The 26,382-nt window shown below is 36.8% G+C and carries 22 protein-coding genes; all 22 read right to left on the bottom strand.

The window, feature by feature from the left end:
* Positions 1–68: 68 nt before the first annotated feature.
* The 22 genes from ACQCPR_RS06830 to ACQCPR_RS06725 all read right to left on the bottom strand — a co-directional run bounded on the left by ACQCPR_RS06830 (position 69) and on the right by ACQCPR_RS06725 (position 25,929).
* Positions 69–866 (bottom strand): TIGR00282 family metallophosphoesterase, encoded by a 798-nt coding sequence (locus ACQCPR_RS06830; RefSeq protein ID WP_090563553.1) that lies wholly within the window; start codon positions 864–866, stop codon positions 69–71.
* Between the two features lie 93 nt (positions 867–959).
* Positions 960–2,516, bottom strand: a complete 1,557-nt coding sequence (gene rny, locus ACQCPR_RS06825) for a ribonuclease Y (RefSeq protein WP_090562388.1) — start codon at positions 2,514–2,516, stop codon at positions 960–962.
* Between the two features lie 663 nt (positions 2,517–3,179).
* The gene (gene recA / locus ACQCPR_RS06820) at positions 3,180–4,250 is read right to left on the bottom strand and encodes a recombinase RecA (protein ID WP_269921255.1); all 1,071 of its coding nucleotides are present in this window, start codon (positions 4,248–4,250) and stop codon (positions 3,180–3,182) included.
* A 179-nt stretch (positions 4,251–4,429) separates the two neighbouring features.
* Positions 4,430–5,686, bottom strand: coding sequence for a competence/damage-inducible protein A (locus ACQCPR_RS06815; protein ID WP_427138578.1), 1,257 nt, complete (start codon positions 5,684–5,686; stop codon positions 4,430–4,432).
* Positions 5,687–5,700: 14 nt separating this feature from the next.
* Positions 5,701–6,279 carry a CDP-diacylglycerol--glycerol-3-phosphate 3-phosphatidyltransferase gene (gene pgsA, locus ACQCPR_RS06810; protein ID WP_090563557.1) on the bottom strand — a complete coding sequence of 193 codons (579 nt, stop codon included), beginning with the start codon at positions 6,277–6,279 and terminating at the stop codon, positions 5,701–5,703.
* A gap of 54 nt (positions 6,280–6,333) precedes the next feature.
* Entirely contained in the window at positions 6,334–7,194 is an 861-nt protein-coding gene (locus ACQCPR_RS06805) for a helix-turn-helix domain-containing protein (RefSeq protein ID WP_427138577.1), read from the bottom strand.
* Positions 7,195–7,210: 16 nt separating this feature from the next.
* Entirely contained in the window at positions 7,211–8,017 is an 807-nt protein-coding gene (locus ACQCPR_RS06800; protein ID WP_090562399.1) for a DUF3388 domain-containing protein, read from the bottom strand.
* Positions 8,018–8,174: 157 nt separating this feature from the next.
* Positions 8,175–8,906, bottom strand: a complete 732-nt coding sequence (ymfI, locus tag ACQCPR_RS06795; protein ID WP_427138576.1) for an elongation factor P 5-aminopentanone reductase — start codon at positions 8,904–8,906, stop codon at positions 8,175–8,177.
* Positions 8,899–10,200, bottom strand: coding sequence for an EF-P 5-aminopentanol modification-associated protein YfmH (yfmH, locus tag ACQCPR_RS06790; protein ID WP_427138575.1), 1,302 nt, complete (start codon positions 10,198–10,200; stop codon positions 8,899–8,901). The genes ymfI and yfmH overlap by 8 nt, the downstream gene beginning before the upstream one ends.
* Positions 10,193–11,470, bottom strand: coding sequence for an EF-P 5-aminopentanol modification-associated protein YfmF (gene yfmF / locus ACQCPR_RS06785; RefSeq protein ID WP_427138574.1), 1,278 nt, complete (start codon positions 11,468–11,470; stop codon positions 10,193–10,195). The genes yfmH and yfmF overlap by 8 nt, the downstream gene beginning before the upstream one ends.
* Before the next feature lie 300 nt (positions 11,471–11,770).
* Positions 11,771–12,730: an ABC transporter permease gene (locus ACQCPR_RS06780; protein ID WP_090562411.1), complete on the bottom strand. Its 960-nt coding sequence runs from the start codon at positions 12,728–12,730 to the stop codon at positions 11,771–11,773.
* A 1-nt stretch (position 12,731) separates the two neighbouring features.
* A complete protein-coding gene (locus tag ACQCPR_RS06775) occupies positions 12,732–13,778 on the bottom strand; it encodes an ABC transporter permease (protein WP_093494496.1) in 1,047 nt (348 codons plus the stop codon).
* A complete protein-coding gene (locus ACQCPR_RS06770) occupies positions 13,768–15,318 on the bottom strand; it encodes an ABC transporter ATP-binding protein (RefSeq protein WP_090562417.1) in 1,551 nt (516 codons plus the stop codon). The genes ACQCPR_RS06775 and ACQCPR_RS06770 overlap by 11 nt, the downstream gene beginning before the upstream one ends.
* A 140-nt stretch (positions 15,319–15,458) precedes the next feature.
* On the bottom strand, positions 15,459–16,547 hold the full coding sequence (locus ACQCPR_RS06765; protein WP_427138573.1) for a BMP family lipoprotein: 1,089 nt from the start codon (positions 16,545–16,547) through the stop codon (positions 15,459–15,461).
* A gap of 46 nt (positions 16,548–16,593) precedes the next feature.
* Positions 16,594–17,322, bottom strand: coding sequence for a GntR family transcriptional regulator (locus tag ACQCPR_RS06760; RefSeq protein WP_093494493.1), 729 nt, complete (start codon positions 17,320–17,322; stop codon positions 16,594–16,596).
* A 198-nt stretch (positions 17,323–17,520) separates the two neighbouring features.
* Positions 17,521–19,764 (bottom strand): DNA translocase FtsK, encoded by a 2,244-nt coding sequence (locus ACQCPR_RS06755; protein ID WP_090563559.1) that lies wholly within the window; start codon positions 19,762–19,764, stop codon positions 17,521–17,523.
* 434 nt (positions 19,765–20,198) lie between these two features.
* Complete coding sequence (locus ACQCPR_RS06750) at positions 20,199–21,866, bottom strand: ribonuclease J (protein ID WP_427138572.1); 1,668 nt, start codon at positions 21,864–21,866, stop codon at positions 20,199–20,201.
* A 394-nt stretch (positions 21,867–22,260) separates the two neighbouring features.
* Positions 22,261–23,142 carry a 4-hydroxy-tetrahydrodipicolinate synthase gene (dapA, locus tag ACQCPR_RS06745; protein WP_427138571.1) on the bottom strand — a complete coding sequence of 294 codons (882 nt, stop codon included), beginning with the start codon at positions 23,140–23,142 and terminating at the stop codon, positions 22,261–22,263.
* A gap of 2 nt (positions 23,143–23,144) precedes the next feature.
* Positions 23,145–24,191 (bottom strand): aspartate-semialdehyde dehydrogenase, encoded by a 1,047-nt coding sequence (locus tag ACQCPR_RS06740; RefSeq protein ID WP_427138570.1) that lies wholly within the window; start codon positions 24,189–24,191, stop codon positions 23,145–23,147.
* 78 nt (positions 24,192–24,269) lie between these two features.
* Positions 24,270–24,857, bottom strand: a complete 588-nt coding sequence (locus ACQCPR_RS06735) for a dipicolinate synthase subunit B (protein ID WP_427138569.1) — start codon at positions 24,855–24,857, stop codon at positions 24,270–24,272.
* Entirely contained in the window at positions 24,857–25,657 is an 801-nt protein-coding gene (locus ACQCPR_RS06730) for an NAD(P)-dependent oxidoreductase (RefSeq protein WP_427138568.1), read from the bottom strand. The genes ACQCPR_RS06735 and ACQCPR_RS06730 overlap by 1 nt, the downstream gene beginning before the upstream one ends.
* On the bottom strand, positions 25,654–25,929 hold the full coding sequence (locus ACQCPR_RS06725; protein ID WP_090562440.1) for a YlmC/YmxH family sporulation protein: 276 nt from the start codon (positions 25,927–25,929) through the stop codon (positions 25,654–25,656). Before ACQCPR_RS06725 ends, ACQCPR_RS06730 begins: the two co-directional genes overlap by 4 nt.
* Positions 25,930–26,382 lie beyond the last annotated feature (453 nt).

Genomic DNA, 26,382 nt, shown 5'->3' with positions numbered 1-26,382 from the left:
GTCGCTATATTATGAACTTGCTTCTGGTTCATAATCTAACTTATGCGCAGGAGTAATCTTTTAGACTTTTAGCCTTTAAATGGGTAATCCTCGTTTATATAAATTCGTTCCTGGTGTATTGCTTTCCCAGTGGTATTGTCCACTTCTACAAAGAAACCGCTAAGCACAGAACGTCCCGTCTTTGGTACTTCAAAACGAGCTGGCATATTCGTTTGAAAACGGTAAAGAACATCTTCTTTTTTCATACCTAGTACCCCATCGTATGGACCTGTCATTCCAACATCTGTGATATAAGCAGTACCTCCAGGTAATATACGGGAGTCAGCAGTTTGAACATGCGTATGTGTTCCAACTACAACAGAAGCTTTTCCATCTAAATGCCAACCAAATGCGATCTTTTCACTGGTAGCTTCTGCATGAAAATCTACAAAGACAATTGGTGATAGTTTTTTCGCATCTTCAACCATTTCAGTAGCCATCTTAAATGGATCATCATGGGGTGGTAAAAATGTGCGGCCATGCATATTGATCACTGAAATGGTATGACCACCTTTAGAGATGGAAGTCATCCCTTTACCAGGAGCATCCTCTGAAAAGTTCGCAGGACGAATTAAATAATCCGTGTCATCGATAAAATCCATAATTTCTTTTTGATCCCAAGTGTGGTTACCCATAGTTACTACATCTACTCCCATATGAAGCAATGATTGAAAAATACTTTTAGTAATCCCACGTCCTGCAGCTGCATTTTCCCCATTAGCAATAACTACATCTACATTATATTTTCTTTTTAATCTTGGTAAATAATCTTCTAATGTATCTCGTCCCATCGAACCAACGATATCACCTATAAATAATATTCTCATTACTATTTCATTCCTTTCACGAAAAAAAGGCTTCATTTCGAAGCCTTTTTGTTAATACTAACTTAGCAAACAGTAGAACACCATTGTTGAATGTTATTTTGCATATTCTACAGCTCTAGTTTCTCTAATAACAGTCACTTTAATATGACCTGGATAATCTAATTCTTCTTCAATTCGCTTACGGATATCTCTCGCCAAACGATGAGCAGTTAAGTCATCAATCTGATCCGGACGAACCATTATACGAATCTCTCGACCAGCTTGAATAGCAAATGATTTTTCTACACCCTCATAGGATTCAGAAATCTCTTCTAATTTCTCCAAACGACGAATGTAGTTTTCTAATGTTTCGCTTCTTGCACCAGGTCGTGCTGCTGATAATGCATCGGCAGCCGCCACTAATACGGCAATAACAGAAGTAGCTTCTGTATCTCCATGATGGGAAGCAATACTATTAATGACTACTGGATGTTCTTTATATTTTGTTGCAAGCTCAACACCAATTTCTACATGGCTGCCTTCCACTTCATGGTCAATTGCTTTCCCAATATCATGAAGTAACCCTGCACGTCTTGCAAGTGTTACGTCTTCACCAAGTTCTGCAGCTAATAACCCAGCTAAATAGGCAACTTCTGTTGAGTGTTTTAATACATTTTGACCATAGCTTGTACGATAACGGAGTCTACCTAGAATTTTCATAAGGTCGGGATGTAAATTATGAATTCCAATATCGAATGTAGTTTGTTCACCAATTTCGCGAATTTGCTCATCTACTTCTCTTCTAGACTTTTCTACCATTTCTTCGATTCGCGCAGGATGAATTCGTCCATCCTGTACCAGTTTTTCAAGTGCTAAACGGGCAGTTTCTCTTCGAATTGGATCAAAGCCTGAAAGAATCACAGCTTCTGGAGTATCATCGATAATTAAATCAATACCAGTTAACGTCTCAAGTGTACGAATGTTTCGACCTTCACGCCCAATAATACGACCTTTCATCTCATCATTTGGCAAGTTAACTACAGAAACAGTTGTTTCTGCAACATGGTCTGCTGCAAAACGTTGTAACGCAAGGGAAAGAATCTCACGAGATTTTTTATCGGATTCTTCTTTAGCTCTAGTTTCCGATTCCTTTGTCATCACAGCAATATCCGTAGCAAGTTCATTTTCTACTTCTTGAAGAATTATGGATTTCGCCTCTTCACGAGTTAAAGTAGAAATTCTTTCTAGTTCAGTTTGTTGCTTTTTAACTAGTTCATCCACTTTGCTTTCTTTCTGTTCGATATGCTGTTGTCTTTCAGTTAGAGCATCATCTTTACGCTCAAGACCTACTTCTCTCTTGTTTAGAGCATCATCTTTACGATCAAGGTTCTCTTCTCTTTGTAATAACCGATTTTCCTGTTTTTGCAGTTCGCCTCGGCGTTCACGGATGTCAGATTCTGCTTCATTTCGTAATTTGTGAGTTTCATCTTTGGCTTCTAAAAGTGCTTCTTTCTTCAACGCTTCCGCTTCTCGCTTTGCTTCATCTATGATAATTGCTGAAGATTGTTTTGCACCAGTCACTTTTGAATCGTTCACGTTTTTCAGATAAATATAACCAACAACGGCACCGACAATCAGACCAAGCAAAGCGGAGATGATAATTTCTGTCATTCGAACACCCCCTAATGCTATACTTTTTAGTTTCAGTCGGCACGTATATACAAAAACATATACGTAATGCCTATAATCATTTAATAATAAAGAAATTATACAATTTTAATTGTATAGATGTAGAAATACTCTGTCAAGGAAGGGAGGTATAATATATGAAAAGTAGGACAAAATAAACATCTGGATATAAGCAGTTTCATTCAAGCGAATAAAAATACAGTTTTTTATTGAAAATCATGGTTTGAAAAAGTCTACTTTAAAAAGCATAGGCTTTCTTTACGGACAAAAACCGTTTCTATCTTTTTTGAGGGCTTTTGCCAAACATCCTGCTATATTATACAGATGGACTTTTTGGAGAGTCTGGTCGTGACTAACGTCACGACTAGTCTCTAGGTTAGTGCGTTTTTGTTTAACTAGAGAAAAGATGATTCTTATTCAAAGTGAAAGGTGGCGACTCTGCCACGATCAGTGAGACAGATGAACCAACACGTTGAGCGCAATCGACGGTGATGGTTCATCGCTAACCCCTGCAGAACGGGTCCAACTGAAGCGCAAAACAGCTGCATGATACATTCTTAAAAGACCTCTGAACCCAGTATTCACATTACATGTTTTTTAACTTTCAAAAAAAGTCTCTCAAATGAATGAGAGACTTTCTGGACTTTATTCTTCATCTAATAGTAATTCGAACTCTCCGTCTTCTTCCTCTTCGACTTCATGTCCACCAATCGTTAGTGAACTCGCTGCCATTCCAAGTGATTCACGGATTTTACCAGTTATTTCAGCTTTAATAGAAGGATTTTCTTTTAGGTACTGTTTTGCATTTTCTCTACCTTGACCTATGCGCTCTTCATTGTACGCATACCAAGAACCACTTTTTTGAATAATATCAAACTCTGATCCTATGTCAACTACTTCTCCTTCTTGTGAAATCCCTTCACCATACATAATGTCTACTTCTGCAGTTTTAAATGGTGGAGCTACTTTGTTCTTAACTACTTTAATCTTCGTTTTGTTCCCCATAATATCGGTACCTTGTTTGATCGCTTCTGCACGTCTTACTTCTAAACGAACAGAGCTATAGAATTTAAGCGCACGACCACCTGGTGTAACTTCTGGATTTCCGAACATTACTCCAACTTTTTCACGAATTTGGTTAATGAAAATTGCAATCGTATTCGATTTATTAATTACACCTGATAGCTTACGCAATGCTTGTGACATTAAACGTGCTTGAAGTCCGATATGAGAATCTCCCATCTCTCCTTCAATTTCCGCTTTTGGAACTAATGCTGCTACCGAGTCAATTACTAAAATCTCAATTGCTCCACTTCGTACAAGAGCTTCTGCTATTTCAAGTGCTTGCTCCCCTGTGTCTGGTTGCGATAACAGTAATTCATCAATGTTTACACCAAGTTTTTGTGCATAGACTGGATCTAAGGCATGCTCAGCATCGATAAATGCAGCTTGACCACCAGTTTTTTGTATTTCTGCGATAGCATGAAGAGCAACAGTTGTTTTACCTGAACTCTCAGGACCATATATTTCAATAATACGTCCTCTTGGATATCCGCCTATTCCTAGTGCAGCATCCAGTGCTAATGAACCACTAGAAGATGTAGAAATTTCTAGATTTGTTTTTTCTCCTAGTTTCATAACAGAACCTTTACCAAATTGTTTCTCTATTTGTTTTAACGCCATATCTAAAGCTGCTTTACGATCATTGTTAGCCAATTATATTTCCTCCTCAAAAGAAATGATGATGTTTTTTATTTCTATTCTTACTATACTCGGTCTTTGAGAAATTTACAAGAAAAAAGCGAACGTTCATTCGTTTATTTTTTATAACTATTTAATTTTGAGTGTGAAAAACGACTCAAAATTAAATTTTGGGCCGTTTTTATAAATCAAAATTAAATTCCTGATAATTTTAGTTCCCGCAACAAACGTATCAAATAATAGATTGTAAACTTCACTGTTCTAATTCTATTCGTGTTTCGTAAACCTGATAGATTAAGCTTGTATGTTACTGGCTTAGTATCGCCCAATGCGATTCCAATCCAAATTGTACCTGCCGGTTGACCCCCATGACCATCAGGACCCGCTGCCCCGGTAATGCCCACACCGATATCCGTCTGAAATTTTTCTTTTACTCGAAGAGCCATTTGCTCAGCACACTGACTAGAAACAACGCTGTATTTCTCAATAATATCAGCATCAACACCTAATTGGTTAATCTTCACATCTTTTGTATAGGTAATCATTCCACCCACCAAAGCTTCTCCCATTCCCGGTACTGCAGCAAGCTCCGATTGGAAAAGTCCCGCCGTCATACTCTCTGCAGCTGAAATAGTAAGGCTATTTTCAATAAGGATTTCTCTCAGCTTTGAAGGTAGAGAGTCATTATTATAACCATAAACAAATTTACCTACACGGTTGAGGATTTCAGCTTGTAACATTTCAATCTTTTTCCAAGCTTCTTCTTCAGAATTACTTTTTGAGGTTAAACGAAGTGTAACCTCACCATCAGATGCAAGTGGTGCAAGTGTTGGATTCGTTTGGTTCTCTAAGAGATCCTGCACTTCTGTTTCCAATTCAGCTTCTCCAATTCCATAGAAACGGATAACATGGGACATAATAACATTTTCATCCAAAAGGAGTTGAGGTAATAATGGCTTCGCTTCGAATTGGAACATTGGCTCCATCTCTTTCGGTGGTCCAGGAAGTAGCATATATGAATGACTATCCGTAGAAAGTAACATCCCTGGCGCCATACCATGTTTGTTTTCCAGCACGGTGCATCCTTCTAAAACAAGTGCTTGTTTTTTATTGTTTTCCGTCATTTTACGACCCATGCGCTTGAAGAAATCTTCAATATACATGATTGCATGATTATCTAGCACTAAGTTCATACCTAGATGCTTTGCAATAGTTTCTTTCGTCAAATCATCTTTTGTCGGACCTAATCCACCTGTGAAAATAATAAGGTCTGCTCGTTTTTCTGCAATTTTAATCGATTCTAACAGCCGATTCGCATTATCTCCAACTACCGTGTGATAGTAAACGTCCAGACCAATCTCTGCTAATTGAGTGGAAATAAAACGGGCATTTGTATTAGAAATCTGCCCTAGTAATAACTCTGATCCTACTGCAATAATTTCTGCCTTCATGAAGAACTTCCTTCCTACTTAGAATCTAGTAACACCTTGCGGTTCAAATAAAAATAATCCCATCCAGACCAGACCGTAAAGAATAGACATACATACAGCATGATCATATCAAATGGTATATGGAACATTTCAAAGAATATATTACCCAATAAAAGGGAGGAAATCGCAACGATTTGTGTCCACATTTTAATTTTGCCTAATTGATTGGCAGCTACTACCTCGCCTTCATTCGCTAATATTAATCGAAGACCAGTAACTGCAAACTCACGGCTGATAATTAATATTACTACCCATGATGGTGCCATTCCAAACTCAACTAAAATGATTAAAGCGGCTGAAACTAATAACTTGTCTGCTAAAGGGTCAAGAAATTTCCCCATATTCGTAACTAAGTTATATTTTCTAGCGTAGTACCCATCTATAAAGTCTGTAATCGAAGCAATTATAAAAATAATCGCACCAACTAGATGTCCAACAGGAATAGTTGCACCCAATAAAGTAATATCTCCCCAATTGAAGTCTACAAGCATAAAAAACATAAAAACAGGTATTAAAAATATACGAAACAAAGAAATTTGGTTTGGTATATTCATTTTCATGAAAAAAACTCCTTTCAATTTCAAATAAAATAGCCATCACTAAGATGACTATTTGTTGAACTGTATTACTACGTTTTGAGTAACTTCTGTACTTTTAAACTCAACTACTTCGTCATTAATTGTAACAATGTTTCCAGGAGCATGACCAAGACGTATACGTATTCTTGATAATGCACTTGCATCAAATTCAAAGGTTTCTCCAGCCTTTACCGCTTGATCCACAAGTGTTTTGTCATTTTCATCCCTAATATTCAACCACGTATTATTTGCTGCGACCAATTTTACTGCATAACTTTCTGCACCGGTTAAATTATACGTTGAAGTTACACCTTGTATATCTACGAATGATAACTGCTGTGCAGGTGGTTCTGGCTCTTCCACAACTTCTTCTACTGGTTCTTCCTCAACTGGCTCTTCTTCAGCATCAGGTTGTATATTTTCATTGTCCTCAAAAGTTGGTTTATTCTCTTGCGTTAACTCGTCGTTAGTAACTTCTGTATCCGGATCATCGGCTCTATTTTGGTATAAAAACCAAAACATTACGATAATTGCAATAACAAAAACTACAACCATAACCATTGGGAAAATCTCCATCAATTTACTTGACGATCGTCCTCCTAATGCTCGTCTAGATGGTGTTGTAGGAATATTTTTTGTTACTTCCTCGTTTGATGGAGAAGGGATCTCTGATTTATACGTTTCTAATAATTCGTCTCCATTCATTCCAACTGCCTCTGCATATTGTTTAATAAATGCACGAACATAAAATGCACCTGGCATAGTTGCATAATTACCTTCTTCAATACCTGCTAAGTACCGTTTTTGAATTTTTGTTATTTCTTGCAAATCGTCAATACTATAACCCTTTGCTGTTCTCGCTTCTTTTAAGCGAGCCCCAAGTTCAGTCAATTAAAACACCTGCCCATTAAAAATTGAATCCACCAAATCCGCCAAAGCCCGTCATCCCTTTGTCAGACATTCCGTGGTTTTTTTCCATCATTTCATATGTGATTTGCTCGTCCGGACTATGACGAAGCTCGATAATATAGTCAAAATCATCAAGAGAATACTCAGAATGCTGGATGAACATATCAGGATGTTCCACAACCTTGATAGTCGGCATCCGCATCATTTCCCTTACTAACTGTAAATGCTTTTCATCATTTGATTTTCTTGTTACAATACCATCTAATATAAAAATATTACGATCACTAAACTCGTCTCCTGCCAATTGACTTCTAATTGTTTGTTTAATCATCGTAGAGGACAAGAATATCCATTTTTTATTTGCACATACACTTGCTGCTACGACTGATTCCGTCTTCCCTACTCTTGGCATTCCTCTAATTCCAATAAGTTTATGTCCTTCTTGCTTAAAGATTTCAGCCATAAAATCTACTAAAAGACCAAGCTCATTACGAACAAATGTAAATGTTTTTTTGTCGTCTGCATCACGTTGAATATATCTACCATGACGAACTGCAAGACGATCTCTTAGCTTAGGTTCCCTAAATTTAGTCAATTGAATCGTTTCCATTGTTGAAGCGATATGTTCAAAACGTTCAATGTTTTCTTTTTTCTCTGCTTTTATAAGCATACCCCGTCTGCCTTCATCTACACCATTAATCGTTACAATATTAACTCGAAGCATACCAAGTAAAGAAGCAATGTCACCTAAAAGTCCTGGACGATTAACTTGAATTTCATATTCAAAAAACCATTCACTAGCCATGTTATATCTTTCCCTTCTCTATAGATGACGTTTCACTTCATGATTAGTTCTATCATATATGATTTTGTAGTCGAATAAAAGAAAAAAAGAAAAGAGCGTGTAATACTCTCTTTTCTTTTTCTATTTGGTTTCACTATTTGCGACATGTAGTAGGGTATTAAATATACCATCCACCATTAACCCGAATGATTTGACCTGTTATGTATTTGGCCTTTTCACTCGTTAAAAATTCGACGGCATCCGCTATATCTTGCGTGGTTCCCAAAAAACCGGCAGGAATTTCTTCAAGAATCAGCTGACGAGCTTCCTCTTCAATATGAGCGTTCATTTTTGTATCGATAAATCCTGGTGCGACCGCGTTTACCCTTGTTCGTTGTAGTGCAACCTCTTTAGCATATGCCTTTACAAAGGCATGCTGAGCTCCTTTTGCAGCAGAGTAGGCAACTTCAAAAGAGGCACCTGTATCTCCCCATATACTGCCAACAAAAATAACTGAACTACTAGACTGCTGACGAAGCTTACTATTTAGTTTTCCTAATAATGCCATAGGATGCTCCACATGCACTTGAAACAACAGACGAATATCATCTAAGCTAGTGTCCTCTAAACCTTTGTACAGACTATGTCCCTGGGCAAATACTATCGCTTGAAGTGTAAATATAGAAGCAACTATTTTTTCAATACAATTCGGATTACTCATATCTGCTTGTACTACGATAAACTCTTGTTCAGGATAAGACTTGTTGAGTTCTGTTACTAATGTTACTATGCTTCCTTTATTATTTGCATAGTGTAGGTACATGGACCAACCGGCTTCCGCGAGATTACGACATATTGCGTGACCAATTTCACCGGATGCACCTAACACCAATGCAAACTTTTTACTCATTACTTTTCTCATAAGGCAAGATTGTAAAGACAGTATGAGCATTATCGTCTATTAACGATTGGAATGCTGCTTTCACCTGATCCATTGTTAGTTTCTCTAAAGCAGGAACAACATCAAATAAATTCATGTCATTGAAGGAGTATCGTGTAAATTGATTTGCTATATATTCTATGGAATTTAGTGCTCTTAAGAAAAAGCCAATTTTCTTGCGGACGATACGTTGTAAATCTTCATCCTCCACATTCCAATTAGAAGCATAATTTTTAATGGTTTCCTTTATTTTCTCGGTTAGTTCAGTCGGGTTAACGGTATCTGAACCAATCATTGTAAAACCATAGCCTTGCTCCATTGAGAAATCTGCTGAATAAGATTCATCAATCCATCCATTCTCATATATTTCTTGATAAAATGCCGAACTTCTACCGAATATCATTTCAATTGCTACTTGCATCGCTAGTTCATAATTTAACATTTCATCGCCAGAGATGTCGGTATTACTTGCTTTAATGCCAAATAATACCTTAGGTTTTTGAACATCCATCTGAAGAGTACGTTCTTTTTTATCGACTGCTTTTTGCTCCTCAGGGTAGAAACGTTTGATCTCCTGTGGTTCCTCAAATGTTTTTGCCGCTTGATCTGCTTTGATGAAGTCCATCATCTCTTCTGGATCAACTGCCCCCACTACGAATAAAACCATATTTAATGGATGATAGAAAGTGTTGTAGCACTCATATAAATGTTCTGCTGTAATATGGCTAATAGTATCAATTGTCCCTGCAATATCAATCTTTACTGGGTGTTCTTTATACATATTTTCGATTGTCCCAAAGTACAAACGCCAATCTGGCTGATCGTCATACATCGTAATTTCCTGACCAATAATACCTTTTTCCTTCTCTACGGTTTGTTCTGTAAAATAAGGCTGTTGAACAAAATCCAACAACGTTTTCGTATTATCTAATACATGGTCTGTCGAGGAAAACAAGTACGCCGTTCTTGTAAAAGAAGTAAATGCATTAGCAGATGCACCTTTCTCACTGAACTTTTGAAATACATCCCCTTCTTCTTTTTCAAACATTTTATGTTCGAGGAAATGAGCAATGCCATCAGGAACAATAACAGGTTCATCTTTACCTAAAGGAATAAATTCACGGTCTATAGAACCATATTTTGTAGTAAAAGTGACAAATGTCTTCGAAAACCCTCTCTTCGGCAAAATATAAACATCTAAACCATTCGGAAGTGTTTCGTTGTATAATGTTTCTTCTAATTGTTGAAAATACGTTTTATTCATCTGCTGCACCTTCCTTGCCTGAAAGGAAATAAACAAATTCCTTTTCAATAGTTAATGCCATTTTTTGTATTTGTTCTCTTGTAACATTCATCCATTTTTCGACCCAATCTTCTACGGTAAAGGATGAGTTCAATTCTTTATATTGGTCGTATATTTCAATTTGAGCACGCGCGGAATCTAAAGCTTCTTTCAGTTGATTGGTAAGCATAGATTTTGTTTGGTTTAATTCTAAGTCCGAAATATCGCCTGCTTGCATTGCTTTTAGTTGTTCATCTATTAATGCGACCGCTTTTTCCTGCAAATTAGAATCTATTCCTGCTAACACAAATATTAATCCATAGAGTGAAGAGTAACTACTCGATGCATAATAAGCCATACTTTCTTTTTCCCGCACGTTCATAAAAATTTTAGAATGCGAAAATCCACCTAAAATACCATTTGTAAGCTGCATAACCGGAAATTCTTCCGAGAAAAAAGTGATAGGTGTTTGATAGGCAATATGAAGTTTACCTTGTTTCATATCTTGTATTTCATGAAGAAATTTCTTATCAGTTGTTTCGCTCGGTATATCTACTGGCTTTTCAATCTTTTCTGTTCGATCTACAAAGGAAAAATGACTCTGCATTTTTTCTTTTATTTCCTGTATATTTACATCCCCAACTACATAGATAGATAAATCGTCTTTTGTTAGCAAATCATGATGCATATCGATTAGTTGTTCGTTTGTAATCGCTTTAACAGCCTCCACTGTACCATTAGATGTAATAGAAGCTGGATTATTTGGGCGAATGTTCTCTAACAAACGTTGTTGCGCATATCTGGTCTTGTCATCATACATGGATTGAATTCGTTCAATTACCTGTTCTTTTTCTCTTTTTACAATTGATTCACCGAATTTGCCATTCTCCAAATTTGGTTTAAAAATAACGGTATGTAATAAAGAAAATACTTCATCGACAATTTTTTCATTGGATAAGTATGCATCGTTTACGGTTTCTGCGTTCAGTGAAAAAATATGGTGGCTCCCTTTTTTCGTTGTATCAAAGTATAAAGCAGTTCCATACAAGTCGTCTAAGCGCTTTCTAAATGCTGCATTTGTAGGGTATACTTCATTGCTGAATTGTAATATATTCGCTAAAACTGCACGAATAGATGCTTTTTCTACTGTTAAAGGTTGTTTCCATTTGAACGAGATATTGATCGTTTTGAATTGTTCTGTAGGTCTCACAAAAAGCTTAACGCCACTTGCAAGTTCGAATTGTTGAAACATAAGTGATCCCCCTTTTTCTTTCTAGTGTATCTCAGTTAGTGATTCACTATACATTTTCTAATTATATCAGTCCAAACAAAAAGGGACCAATTAATTGGTCCCTCTTCCATTTTATATTTAATTTCGATTATTATACACTATACTGTCGATTTGAGTTGCAGAAACTGCAGAAACATCCAGCGCTTTCACAGGCGCTCCCAGCTACTCGGTCGCTTAACACGTTGGATTCGACGTCTTTCCCTCTAACCAAATTTATAGATTAAAATAATAAAGAAATACTGTATTCACTATAACTATAATTTATCGTTTACCTTTGATATAAGGTATTCCACTTGCTTTTGGTGCGTGTGCTTTTCCTATAAATCCGGCTACTGCCAATATAGTTAGAGCATAAGGCAAGATGTGTAAGAAATAAGTTGGTACTTGATCTACATAAGGAATCTGACCACCAACAATACTTAGTGCTTGAGCAAACCCAAAGAACAATGCTGCTCCAAGTGCTCCAAGTGGATGCCATTTACCAAAAATCATTGCTGCAAGAGCCATGAACCCTTGTCCATTAATAGTAGTATGACTAAATTCTCCAGAAATAGACTGAGAGTAAACTGCACCACCTAATCCTGCAAGCGCACCAGAAAGGATAACAGCAATATAACGCATTTTAGTTACATTAACACCCATTGTATCTGCAGCCATCGGATGTTCCCCTACAGCGCGTAGACGTAATCCAAATGGAGTTTTGTAAATAACGAACCAAGCCAACACTGCAACTCCGATTGCTAAAATTGAAGTTCCATATACATCTTTAAATAGCATTGGTCCAATTATCGGAATATCACTTAATAGCGGAATATCAAAGCGAATAAATCGCTCTTGAATATAATCTGTTTGACCTTTATCATAGATCATTTTCACAGAGAAAAGAGCAATTGCAACCCCTAGCATATTGATCGCAACCCCGGATATTGTTTGGTCAGCACGGAAAGAAATCGATGCAACTGCATGCATAACCGAAAATATCCCTGAAACAATCATTGCGGCAATTAACGAAACCCATGGAGTCATAGCGCCAAATGTATCGACAAACATTAAGTTAAATAGAATACCGATAAATGCCCCCATTACCATTAAACCTTCTAATCCGATATTAATAACACCAGATCGTTCGGAGAAAACCCCACCGATAGCTACGAAGATTAAAGGAGCTGCATAGAAAATCGCAGAAGGGATAATAAAATATAATACATCTAAGAAGCTCATATTATTTCGCCTCCTTTTTCTTGTTCGCTTTTTCAAGGAAATAGCGAATAACGTAACCACATGCTACGAAGAATATAATAATAGCTATTACAATTGAAACTATTTCTACTGGAATACCAGCTTCGTTTGGCATATTGAGAGCTCCATATTTTAATGATCCAAATAGCACCGCACCAAAAATTACTCCCAGTGGAGTATTCGCTCCTAATAAGGCAACTGCGATTCCATCAAAACCAATACCAGTAAATCCACCTTTAACATTTGCGTATTGGAACGTACCTAACGCTTCCATCGCACCAGCTAGTCCAGCAAATGCACCGGAAATTACCATAGAAAGAATAATATTCTTGTTCACATTCATACCAGCGTACTCAGACGCATGTTTGTTAAAACCAACTGCTTTTAACTCGTAACCAGTTGTTGTTTTTTCTAATAAAAACCACATCAATAACACCATTGCTAATGCTATGAAAATACCATAATGCAAACGGGAATAATCTGTAATACTTTCGAAAAATGCAGATTTTAAGGAAGCCGTTGCATTTATCGTTCCTGTATTGTCCCCGCCATCCGATACAACTTTTATCAATGCGTTTGTTGTATGTAAAGCAATATAGTTCATCATGATTGTTACGATTACTTCATGGACCTGTAATTTTGCCTTTAAAAGACCCGGAATGAAAGCCCATAATGCTCCAGCTAAAGCTGCTGCGATAATTGCAAATGGTAAATGGATATACATAGGTAGATCAAATGCAATCCCAACATAAGCTGCTGCAAACCATCCTACTAATAATTGTCCTTCAACCCCAATGTTAAATAATCCTGTACGGAAAGCAAATGCTACTGATAAACCTGCAAGTAAATATGGAGTAATTTGACGAATAGTTTCTCCAATCGCATAAGTATCCCCAAAAATACCATTCCAAAGTGCAGCATACCCTTGCACCGGATCATATCCACTTACTAGCATGACAATGGCTCCTACGAGCAATCCTAAAATAACAGAAATTACAGGGACAAGTATATTGACTACTCTATTCGACATGAGTTGTTTCCCCCTGTTTATCTATGTTTGAATTCTTTTTTTGACCTGCCATCAATAATCCTAACTCTTGTTCAGAGGTTTCTTTAGGCAATAATGTATCTACAATTTGTCCATCATAGATAACTGCAATACGGTCGGATACATTCATAACCTCATCTAATTCAAATGAGAGTAAAAGTACCGCTTTTCCCTTATCTCGTTGTTCAATAAGACGCTGGTGAATAAATTCAATAGCTCCTACATCGAGTCCACGTGTTGGTAATGCCGCGATTAACAATTCTGGATCACGTATAACTTCTCGTCCAATAATTGCTTTTTGCTGATTTCCACCAGAAAGTGCACGAGCAGGTGTGTGCTCCCCTTGCGTACGAACGTCAAAGTCGTTAATAATTTTTTGAGCTAGCTCGGAAACTTTTGAATAATTCATAATCCCATTTTTCGAAATAGGATCTTGATAGTAAGTTTGTAATGCAATATTATGCCCGATAGAAAAGTCTAAAACTAAACCATGCTTATGACGATCCTGTGGAATATGACCTACACCAGACTCTGTAATTTTACGTGGTTTTTTATTGGTCAAGTTGGTTCCATTTATCGATATTGAACCAGATTTTGATTTCCGTAGACCAGTGATTGCCTCGATTAATTCACTTTGCCCATTACCATCAATTCCTGCAATCCCTAATATTTCACCCTTACGGACAGTTAAGTTTAATCCTTTAACTTTATCGATTCCACGATAATCTGCTACGACAAGGTCCTTTATAACGAGTGTATCATCTGTAGGATGTGCTTCACTTTTCACAGTCTTAAATTCTACTTGTCTACCAACCATTAATGATGCTAATTCATTTGGATTTGTTTCTGCGGTAACCACAGTACCAATTCCTTCACCTTTTCGAATAACGGTAACTCGATCAGATACATCCATAATTTCTTTTAACTTATGCGTGATCAAAATAATTGATTTACCCTCTTGTATTAAGCGCTTCATAATTTGGATAAGCTCACTAATCTCTTGAGGAGTAAGCGAAGCAGTCGGCTCATCGAAAATCAGTATATCTGCACCGCGATAAAGCGTTTTCAATATTTCAACTCGTTGCTGCATCCCAACAGAAATATCTTCAATCTTTGCATTAGGATCTACATCTAATCCATACATTTCTGAAAGCTTTTGAATTTTTTTTGCTGCATCTTTAATATTGACAATGCCTGCTTTTGTTAACTCATTTCCTAATATTATATTTTCTGTAACTGTAAAATTCTCAACAAGCATGAAATGCTGATGGACCATACCAATACCTACCTCATTCGCAACATTTGGGTCCGTAATTTTAACAGTCTTTCCTTTTACTTTTATCTCGCCGGCCTCAGGTTGATATAACCCAAATAAAACGTTCATAAGGGTGGATTTACCAGCTCCATTTTCTCCTAAAAGAGCATGGATTTCTCCCTTTTTTAACTGAAGGGTAATGTTATCATTTGCAACAAACGATCCAAACTCTTTCCGTATGCCAAGCATCTCTATTACATATTCCAATGAATTCACTCCCCACTATAATACTAGTACTAAATTAATACAGGAAAGACTTTATACTTTGAAAAGTTAAAATCTTTCATCTATTAATTTAAAATATCATAAAGACCGAGAAAATTCGGTCTTTATGATGTTGGATAATACTATTTTTCTACTGTTTCAGGAACTACGATTTCCCCAGCAATAATTTGTTTAGAGTACTCTTCAATTTTGTCAAGAACATCTTGTGGGATAGCTCCACGAGAATCTGCAAGCTGTACTCCTTTTTCTGCTAGACCATAAGTAACCGTTTCCCCACCAGGGAAGTTACCAGCCATTGCTTCTTTTGCAATTGTTTGTACTGCAATGTCTACACGTTTTTGCATAGATGTAAGAGTTATATTTTTATCGCCAACTGCACCTTCTTCGTATTGGTCAGAGTCAACTCCGATAACCCATACGTTTGCATTAGGATCTTTTTCTTTACGTTCTTTTGCTTCAGCGAATACACCATTACCTGTACCACCAGCAGAGTGGAAAATAATATCTACGCCTGAAGAATACATACGGTTTGCAGTTGTTTTACCAAGTGCAGCATCATCAAATTTACCAGTGTATTGTACATCTACTTTAATAGATGGGTCTACAGCTTTAACACCTTCTAAGAATCCAGCTTCAAAACGTTCGATTACTGGAATTTCCATCCCACCAACAAAACCAATTTGTTTAGATTCAGACATTAGAGCAGCAGCAACACCTGCAAGGAATGAACCCTCTTGCTCTTTGAACATTACAGATGCAACGTTTGGTTTATCTACGATAGCATCGATAATTGCAAGTTGTGCTTCTGGTTGTTGGTCTGCAATAGTACCAATTGGTTCTTCCATTAAGAATCCAATCCCATAAACTACATCAAAGTCACGACGTACTAAGTTATTTAAGTTCGTAATATAGTCAGCGTCACCAGTTGATTGAAGATAGTCATATCCACCATCGCCTTTTTCAAGACCATTTTCTTTACCGAAAGCTTCAATACCTTCCCAAGCTAGTTGGTTGAAAGATTTGTCATCAACTCCACCAACGTCAGTTACCATTGCTAAAGAAAAATCTACTGCTTCAGTAGTACCTTCAGAACCTGTACCCTCTGAATCTTTTGGTTTAGTTGTTTCTTCATCTTTAGATCCACATGCTCCTAGAATTGTTCCAGCAGCTAGTACTAGTGATAGACCTAATCCAAATTTACGTTTTGTCAACTTGAAAACCCCCATTATTTTTCTTATTAGCAGGAATTATTACATTTTACACCCTTTTCCGAACAACGTGAAAGCTAAATTTATCTGCTCGAAAATAATTTTTCGAGTACAAAACCACACGATCGTTTTCATCGTAATGGAGTTGTTTTAAAACAAGCAATGAAGTTTCTGGCTCACAATTCAAAGTTGGTGATGCAATCTCGTGGTAACCCACAGGATCTATAAACGTCACCGCGTACGAAATATGTATTTCCCCAGACTCCTCTAATGCAGTAAAAATAGAGCCTTCTTCTCTAATGAGAAAATCATTAGGTAAATAATTTTTCGGAACCTTATCGACACAATATACAACTGGTTCGCCATTTGCAGTACGGACACGTTCCATCGTAACTATCGATTGCTCATCACCGCATTGAAATCTTAAAATATCATCCTCAGATGGAATCGCTTGCATAGAACTCAAGTAAATAGTACCTGGCTCCATCCCAGCTTTACGAATCATAGAAGAAACGCTTGAAAGCTGTTCGATACCTGATGTGAAAATTGGCTTAGAATTTACAAAGGTACCCACACCATGCCGTCTGATTATTACATTTTCTTCTTCCAATAAGCGAAGAGCCTCTCTTAAAGTTGCACGACTTACTCCTAGCGACTTGGCTAATTCAAATTCAGAAGGAAGTTTTTCCTTTTCTTTAAATATGCCCTTATCGATGTCTTGTTTAAGACGATCAATCACTTGCAGATATAAATGACGATGGTCTACTTTTATTGTCATCTAAAACACCACCATTTTGAAGAGATCAGACCTCTGATGTAAAACTTTCCTACTAATCAGTCATACTATACCATTTTTAAAACGCGAAATAAATACTTTTATTTATATTAGGTTAAAAGTCGTTACAAAAACTTTATTGATTTGTAATGATTTTGTCATACTTTTTTTAGAAAGTGTTATACTATTAAACCTTTTGACTCAAATAAATTCATCATCTACCGAGTGTTTGGAGACCAGAACCTGTCTTGGCTTACTTCCTTCATAAGGTCCGACAACTCCACTAAGTTCTAGCTGATCTATAATTCTGGCTGCTCTAGAATAACCGATTCTAAATCTTCTTTGAAGCAATGACACCGACGCAGTTTGCATTTCTGTTACAAGTTGAACAACCTCATCATATAATTCATCTCTATCTATTTGTCCTTCAGATTCTTCCACTTCGTCAGGAATCATTTCATCTTGATAATTTGCTTTTTGTTGTTCAATAACAAAATCTACAATTCTTTCAACTTCCGCATCTGACAAATATGCTCCCTGTACTCGCACCGGTTTGGAGCTACCAGCTGGAAGAAATAACATATCGCCTCTACCTAATAGTTTTTCTGCTCCGCCCATATCTAAAATAGTTCTAGAATCAATAGCTGAGGAAACTGCAAACGCAATTCTAGAAGGTATATTTGCTTTAATAATTCCCGTGATAACATCAACGCTTGGTCTCTGTGTAGCAATAATTAAATGAATACCCGCAGCACGAGCCATTTGGGCTAAACGAGTGATAGAATCTTCTACATCATTAGAAGCTACCATCATTAAATCCGCTAACTCATCTACAATTACAACTATAAATGGAAGTTTTGGATGTTTTTCTTCATTTTCTTCATTCCATCTATCAATATGCTCATTATAACCTTCCATGTTTCGGGTTCCAGTATGTGAAAATAGTTCATATCTTCTTTCCATTTCCGATACGATTTTTTTCAAGGCTTGTGATGCCTTTCGCGGATCTGTTACAACCGGCGCAAGCAAATGTGGAATCCCATTATACATATTAAGCTCTACCATTTTTGGATCAATCATCATCATTTTTACTTCATGTGGTTTTGCGCGCATCATAATACTTGTAATTATCCCATTGATACATACGCTCTTCCCACTACCTGTGGAACCTGCAACAAGTAAATGAGGCATTTTATTTAATTGTGCAAGAACAGCTTGTCCAGTAACGTCTCGACCAAAACCTATTAGTAGCTTCAGATTCGGTTTATTATTTTCTTCTGATTCTAGGACCTCTCGTAAGCTTACAATTGCTACTTCTTTGTTAGGTACCTCAATACCTATTGCCGATTTCCCAGGAATAGGTGCCTCGATTCGAATATCTCTAGCAGCTAAAGCTAGTGCAAGATCATCATGTAAACTAACAATTCTGCTAACCTTTACCCCAACGTCAGGTAGAACTTCATATTTAGTTACTGCTGGCCCTAAGTGAACTTGAGTAACCTTTGCTTTTACTCCGAAACTTAAAAATGTTTGCTCTAACTTTTTGGCATTTGCTTGAATTGCGTTTAGTTCTCCACTTTGGTCACTATAACCAGGTGAATCTAATAAGCTAATAGAAGGCAATTGATAATCTTCATTTTCAACTGTCACATTTTCCATATTAATCTCTAATGGTTCAACAGCTTCAGAAGGTTCCTCAACCACTTCTTTTCTAGCTATTCGTTCAGTGAATGCTGAAATGATTGGCGACGAAGATTGTTCTACTTCTTCTGTTTCAACAGGAATTGCCTCTATTACAGTAACTGCTTCTTCTTGAGCAGCCTGTTTCTTGTTTCGACGGGACTGGCCCTTCGGTGGAGCTGGTGCTGGTTTTACTTTCTTTTTTTTCGTTCTATTTAGGAAACTTTCTTTTAGCTTCGGAAATGTCTCTACTAAGAAAGGAACAAGTGCTTTTCCAGTCAGCAGAACGATTCCTATAAATAACATAAGCCAGCCTGCTACTTTTGCTCCTGCCGAATCGAAGAGAACATGGAATGTCGCAAAAAGAATGGCTCCTATTATTCCCCCACCTAACGAACTATTTCTATCGGTAATCCCACCACTTTCAACTAGAACACGATAACTTTCTCTTAGAACGGAATTTGTCACCAATGCTTTTCCTTCAAATAATTGCTGAAATAAAGCGATGTGACTAAACAATAGTAAACTGCTTAATATAAATGCACAACCTAATAGTAGTCGATGATTCCATGCTGGAACTGATTGTTTAATCATAATTATAAGTGCATAAACGATGAGCATAAACGGAACCGCAATATGCCAATTACCAAATAAGAAATAACTTATATAAGCCAAGAATTCCCCAACAAGCCCATATTCAAAAAAAGAAATGATGGATAATCCAATAATTAGAAGTCCAATAATTTCATAAAGGAGCGGATGCATTGTTTTTTTTGCTGGCTTTTTTGTCGGTCTTTTTTTCTTCCTTGCCAAAGTGTCACCTACTTTCTAAATTTTATTGATATTACTTATAAAAAACACCCGGTCCTCTCAGAACAGAAACCCAGATATGCCGTTGATCTCCGCTCCGAGCGGACGCTTTCCGTGGGCACGGCTTCAGCCGCTTCCTTTGCTCCTGCGCAAGCTCGTCGCAAAAAAGATTTTCACTACGCTCAGTCCACCTTGCTCGCGGAAAGCGTCCACCTGTTTCTGCATTGCTGCGCTAGCTTCGAAAAATAAAAGTACGTTGTAACGGAAATAACAGTATTATTCATTCTTTCAAATTCCATGAATCCAGACTTCACACTACATTTTTAAATACTTTCTTTAAGATAAAAAGGATTTCCTTTCGTTTTCGGAAAGGAAATCCTTTATTCACATTAATATTCCATAATAATCGGGATGATCATTGGACGTCTTTTTGTTTGCTGGAATAAATATGAATTTAGCGTATCACGGATTTCTTGTTTTATGTTTGTCCATTCAAACGTTTCTTTATTCACATATTTTTCAACAACAGTTCTAACTAAGTTAGCAGACTCGTCCATTAGCTCTTCAGACTCACGAACATAGACAAATCCTCTCGAAAGAATTTCTGGCCCGGAAGCAATTTTCTTCTGTGCTCTGTTTAACGTAACAACTACAATAAATATACCATCTTGTGAAAGTAGCTTACGATCGCGCAGAACAATATTGCCTACATCACCAACACCAATTCCATCGATTAAAATGTTTCCAGCTTGAACTCGACCACTCATTCTCATTTTACCGCTCTTATATTCAACAATATCGCCTTTATCGGCAATGAAAATTTCCGATTTGGACATTCCAGTTGCTTGAGCCAATTTCGAATGGGCCATCAACATGCGATATTCCCCTTGGATCGGTATAAAGTATTTAGGCTTTGTTAAGTTAAGCATCATTTTCAAATCTTCTTGACTTCCATGACCGGAAACATGGACATTTTTTTCAGAAGTTAGTACTTTCGCTCCAACTTTTGCAATTTGGTTCATCGTGTTATACATCCCTACCTCCATACCAGGAGAAGGAGTAAAAGTGATTAAGACTGTATCTGTATCTTTTATTTTAATATCTTTATGGTGTTTACGGATCATTTTTTCTAAAGCTTCTAATGGTTCTCCTTGCGTACCAGATACAATGATTACAATATTTTCATCATTATGTTTAGAGATTTCTTTAATAGAAATCATTGTGTCCTCTTCTACATTGAAATACCCAAGGTCTAAACCAATTTCAAAAATATTTTCTAAGCTTTTCCCTGCAATCGCAACTTTTTTCCCAGTTTCAATAGCTTTGTCAATTACTTGTTGTATACGGATAAAGTTTGATGCATATAGAGCAACAAGTATACGTCCTTTAGCAGCGTGGAATGTTTCTGATAATTGGTTTTCAATTACCGCTTCTGATGTGGTATAACCTGGTCTTTCTGCTTCAGTTGAATCAGATAGAAGAATAAATACACCATCTTCACCTAAACCAGCTATTTTTGCTATGTCCGGACGATATTTTCCTTTAGCCGATTGATCAAACTTAAATTCCCCTGTGTGAACAATTGCCCCTTCAGAAGTATGGAAAACAATTCCGAGTGAATCCGGTATACTATGCGTTGTATGGAAAAAGGTTACATATGTACCTTGGAAATTCATCCGACTTTTGTTTGTTACTTCGAAAAATTTGACTGGTTGCTTTGTCGGCAACGCCTTTAAATGCGTTTTTGCCAGAGCTATAGTCAATTTAGAACCATAAACTGGTGCTTGTACCTTCTGTAGTAAATAAGAAATAGAACCAATCGCATCCTCGTGACCATGCGTTAAAAAGATCCCTTTTACACGTTCTTTGTTTTCCACTAAATACGTAATATCTGGTATAACGATATCTATTCCTAGCATTTCATTTTCTGGGAACATTAATCCACTGTCTACGACAAATATTTCTTCATCTATTTCTACTACATACATTGCTTTTCCGATTTCCCCAACTCCACCGAGCGGTATAATTCGAATAAGTTCATTTTTTACTTTTACCAAATCTTTTCCTCCTATAAATCAATTACGCCTCGAAATTACGTCCAGATTTTGAATTGTACTTAGGCCTGCTTAATGCAGGTCAGTTAGCTACTATCGCATGAATACGACGATTTTACTTTAGCAACTTCTAAGAGTCTGTTCAAATTCTGTGACATCCGCCAGAGACTTAAATTATCAGCAAGTGCTAATACTCACCGAGTTGTTATTACATTTTAGTATTCATCTCTACGCTTTCTCCAGAAGTGAGAGATATCTATTCCTACGTTTGATTGTTAAATTTTTACTGAAGAAGGTAACCCGACCAACATCCACTAATCTCCATTATATCGGACGTCAACGATTCACACAAATAAAAAAAAGGCTGAAATAGGAAATCTTCAGCCTTTCCGCTAAATTATTTAGTATTCAAGTATTGTTCCCATACTACATCAAATTCCCTTTTTTCACTTTCCGCCATTTCAACAAGTGGTAGGCGTAAACTTCCTGCATCTATCCCTACCTTAGAAAGCGCATATTTTACAACAATCGGATTGGGATGTTTGAATAACGCTTGTATTAGCGGCAATAATGATTGATGAATTCGTGAAGCTTCCGTATGATTACCAGACCGAAAAGCTTCAATCATTTCACTCATTTCATTCCCCACAACATGGGAAGCAACCGAAATTATTCCGGAACCCCCTACGGCTAGTAAAGGAAGAGTTAAAGAATCATCTCCACTATATACTTCCAAATTACCTTTTGTTTCGGACAAAATTCTGGTCATCTGGTCTAAATTTCCATTAGCTTCTTTTAGAAATTTAATAGATGGAATTTTACTCAGCGTTACCATTGTCTCCAATTCCATATTTATAACAGAACGGCTTGGAATATTGTAAACGACAAGTGGTAAAGTAGTTGCATTTGCGATTGCTGTAAAGTGGGCAATTAACCCTCGTTGATTTGGCTTATTATAATATGGTGTAACGATCATAAGACCATTTACTCCAAGAGCTTCCGCCTTTATAGACAAGTCAATAGATGCTGTTGTACTATTACTTCCTGTACCTGCGATAACAGGAACTCTATTATTCACTTTCTCTACAACGAATCTCAGTAAACTTAGCTTTTCTTCGGTTGATAGAGTAGGAGATTCCCCAGTTGTACCGGTAATGACAAGGGAGTCAGTCCCTGTCGCAAGTAAATGTTCGATTAATAGTTCTGCCTGTTCATAATTGATAGAACCGTCTGACCGAAATGGGGTAACCATTGCCGTAGCAATAGAACCTATATTCATTTTTACACCTCTTTTAATATACCTTCAGAAATAAGTGTTTCTGCAATTTGTATAGAGTTCAGAGCTGCACCCTTCAATAAATTATCTGATACAATCCACATATGAAATCCTTTATCATTCGATGGGTCTTTTCTTAAACGGCCTACAAATACATCGTCCTTATCCTCAGCATAGTACGGCATAGGGTATACTTGTTGATCAGGAGCATCCTGTAACGTAATACCCTCAGAATCTGCAAGAAGTTGCCTTACCTGATCAAGAGTGACGTTATCTTGTTCTACTTCTATATATACAGATTCGGAATGCCCCGTCACAACTGGTACTCTTACACATGTAGCTGCGATTGAAAGATTCGGTAAAGACATAATTTTTTTCGTTTCATTCATCATTTTATGTTCCTCAAATGTGAAACCATCTTCGGTGAATACATCAATTTGTGGAATAACATTTCCTGCAATAGGATAATGCTTATCAGCACTTTTCACTGGTAAAATTTCTGGTTTTACTTGTTTATCTTTTATACTTTTGGATTGTGTTGTTAGTTCGTTAATAGCAGCTGCTCCTGCACCAGACACAGCTTGATAAGTAGACACTATAACTTTGTTCAAACCAAATTTCTGTCTAATAGGTTCAAGTGCGCAAACCATCTGAATAGTAGAACAATTCGGGTTAGCAATAATCCCTGTTTGTTCATGCAACGCTTGTTTATTCACTTCTGGAACTACTAGCGGCGTATCTTTATCCATCCGGAAGGCGCTTGTATTGTCGATAACTATTGCTCCTCTATTACTAGCTTCTTTTGCTAAAGCTTTCGATATAGAACCACCAGCAGAGAAAAATGCAACGTCAACACCTTCAAAAGCCTCCGGCGTCGCTTCTTCAATTGTATAAGTGCTCCCATTTACTTCTACTTTTTTTCCAGCTGATTTTTGGGAAGCTAATAATTTTAAAGTTGTATATGGAAAACTTCTTTCTACCAATTTTTCGATAATTTTTTGACCGACTGCACCTGTCGCTCCAACTATTGCTACTGTGTACCCCTGTGACATGAAAAGCTCTCCTCCTAGACCAATGCTATTTTTCGATATTGTATTATATTATACATGAAAATACATCATCATCAATATTTATAATTCGTGAGAAATTAGTAAAGGTTGTAATTGTTTAAATTGAATTGCATGTTCTACTGTTGGGACTATTTTTGTAAAATCAGCAATAAGTGAGTTTGGTTTGTTATGTGGGCTATCTTGGCCGAAGGGGATAAAGTATATATTTTTGGTAGAAAGTAGTTTCATAATATTCATGCCATTCAATCCTAATGCATCATTTGTTGATATTCCGAGCACTACTGGTTTTCCATTTCGCAATGTAGCCTTTGCTGCCATTAACACCGGGGAATCTGTTTGGGCATTGGCTAGTTTACTAATAGAGTTCCCAGTCATCGGAGCTATTATCATACAATCCAATGGGTTTGTTGGCCCAAATGGTTCTGCTTCTACTATTTTTGATACTACTTTACTACCACTTGCCTGTTCAATTTTCTGTATCCATTCCTCACCTGTTCCAAAACGTGTTGCCGCAGTCAGTACAGAATAGGTAATAATAGGAACTACAGTTGCTCCTAAATCCGTAAACTGTTTAATCATTGGAATTACTTCCTCATAAGTACAATGAGAAGCAGTTATCCCTAAGCCAATTCTAAGATCCTTTAACACTATTTTTCCCCCTCCAGTAAAGCCAATTGAGTTTGCACAGCCTTTGCTATTAAATATCCTGCATCCTTCGGAAAATACAAGCCTGGTAAGCTAGTGGAATGTATATAATTTGTAGGGATTGAATTGGCTGACTCGAGTAGACATCCTGGATTTGAAGCTAGATCATAAACTTTTTTAAATCTAGTCGTATCGGACGGGCTAAGCCATCTATTTGGAATGGTATTAATTAGATAGGTTGAGAGTCCACCTTGGTTTTTAACTGCATGCTCCAATTGCTCTATCTGGTACCCATAACTTTTTGCTTCAAATAACTGATGATCAGAACGTACCGAGATAATTACTTCGGCACCTAAATGATGCAGGGCAAAAGCCAGTCTTTTTCCTACTCTTCCGTAGCCTGTAATGATGAATTTTTTGTTATATATTGATTCTTTTTCGCTTCTATAGAAATCATTTATGAATCCCTCGGCTGTCAGATTTGCATTTTCCCAAATCCACTGTTCATCCTCTAAATAATAAAAAGCATGGACTTGGCTATTTTGTATTTCCTGTTCGATCTGTTTATTCTTTTTTCCAACGAAAAGGAGAAGACATGACTCTGGCAAAACGAAAGAACTTTCAATTTGTAATGCTGGTATAGGTAAAAAGATTATGTTAGGTTGAAAATCGTTTATTGCAGCTTTCAGTTCTTCCGTCCAAATCATCGTTGGAAATATTTTCACATCTAGTAAGTTATCTAATGTTTCTTGTAAAAACGGTAGACGGGCATCTGTACCTATGATTGCACATTTTTTTTTCACGAATATTCACTATTTCCAATTTCATAGTTTGCTTCATTAAACAGGATTCTGTCTTTTCCAATGAGAATAATTTCTTCCCATGCTATAAATTCTTTTTTCTTACCAGATTTATTTCCTTGAAAAAATGAACCTGTTGTTCTTTGAAAAACTTCAAAACCTTCAATTTTTCCATTCTCAGGATTGAAGAGTAATTCAGTGTCTGCTAGCTTGCCATATCTTGCGCCGTCCTTAACTTGGATAAGTTCTTTTTCTGCAAGTTCCGAAAGTAACAATCATTCTCCCCCTTATTGATTTCTATTTATATATATGCCATTTCGGGGTACAAAGTGAATAAAAGAAAACCTGGGCAATAAGACGCACGGTTCTTAAAGTACAAAACCTGTTTCTAGCGTTTTCAGTAGGCTTTAGCCAGACTTACTAAATTATTACCGGATAAATTTTTAGGTAATTTTATGACGTTTGTCTGTCCCTTGCACTCCTACAACTCTTAGAAACAGATTAGTTCGTTTTTGGATAACTAGAGAAAAGATGTTACCTATTCATAGAGTAAGCTCTCGAAGATGCAATTTCGTTCGCTATTTTGCTTCTTTAATTAGTGAGCACTCACTATTTCCCTTTATTTCTACTAGTTCTAAAGAATATCTACTTTCTTCATCCTTCATGATAAAATAGTATCTCTAATTCAACAGAGGGTTTTATTACTATATTAATTTTGACTACTATTA

It is taken from the genome of Psychrobacillus psychrodurans (genome assembly GCF_050209195.1).
GTDB classification, from domain to species: domain Bacteria; phylum Bacillota; class Bacilli; order Bacillales_A; family Planococcaceae; genus Psychrobacillus; species Psychrobacillus psychrodurans.
The sequence above is the reverse complement of the archived record's forward strand: the minus strand, read 5'-3'. Positions and strand labels throughout refer to the sequence as shown.

What these genes read in the sequence shown, in the direction of transcription:
- ACQCPR_RS06830 (WP_090563553.1), bottom strand. Translation starts at nt 866, where the DNA reads ATGAGAATATTATTTATAGGTGATATCGTTGGTTCGATGGGACGAGAT.
- rny (WP_090562388.1), bottom strand. Translation starts at nt 2,516, where the DNA reads ATGACAGAAATTATCATCTCCGCTTTGCTTGGTCTGATTGTCGGTGCC.
- ACQCPR_RS06815 (WP_427138578.1), bottom strand. Translation starts at nt 5,686, where the DNA reads ATGAAGGCAGAAATTATTGCAGTAGGATCAGAGTTATTACTAGGGCAG.
- pgsA (WP_090563557.1), bottom strand. Translation starts at nt 6,279, where the DNA reads ATGAATATACCAAACCAAATTTCTTTGTTTCGTATATTTTTAATACCT.
- ACQCPR_RS06800 (WP_090562399.1), bottom strand. Translation starts at nt 8,017, where the DNA reads ATGGCTAGTGAATGGTTTTTTGAATATGAAATTCAAGTTAATCGTCCA.
- ymfI (WP_427138576.1), bottom strand. Translation starts at nt 8,906, where the DNA reads ATGAGTAAAAAGTTTGCATTGGTGTTAGGTGCATCCGGTGAAATTGGT.
- yfmH (WP_427138575.1), bottom strand. Translation starts at nt 10,200, where the DNA reads ATGAATAAAACGTATTTTCAACAATTAGAAGAAACATTATACAACGAA.
- yfmF (WP_427138574.1), bottom strand. Translation starts at nt 11,470, where the DNA reads ATGTTTCAACAATTCGAACTTGCAAGTGGCGTTAAGCTTTTTGTGAGA.
- ACQCPR_RS06780 (WP_090562411.1), bottom strand. Translation starts at nt 12,730, where the DNA reads ATGAGCTTCTTAGATGTATTATATTTTATTATCCCTTCTGCGATTTTC.
- ACQCPR_RS06775 (WP_093494496.1), bottom strand. Translation starts at nt 13,778, where the DNA reads ATGTCGAATAGAGTAGTCAATATACTTGTCCCTGTAATTTCTGTTATT.
- ACQCPR_RS06760 (WP_093494493.1), bottom strand. Translation starts at nt 17,322, where the DNA reads ATGACAATAAAAGTAGACCATCGTCATTTATATCTGCAAGTGATTGAT.
- ACQCPR_RS06755 (WP_090563559.1), bottom strand. Translation starts at nt 19,764, where the DNA reads ATGCATCCGCTCCTTTATGAAATTATTGGACTTCTAATTATTGGATTA.
- dapA (WP_427138571.1), bottom strand. Translation starts at nt 23,142, where the DNA reads ATGAATATAGGTTCTATTGCTACGGCAATGGTTACCCCATTTCGGTCA.
- ACQCPR_RS06740 (WP_427138570.1), bottom strand. Translation starts at nt 24,191, where the DNA reads ATGTCACAGGGGTACACAGTAGCAATAGTTGGAGCGACAGGTGCAGTC.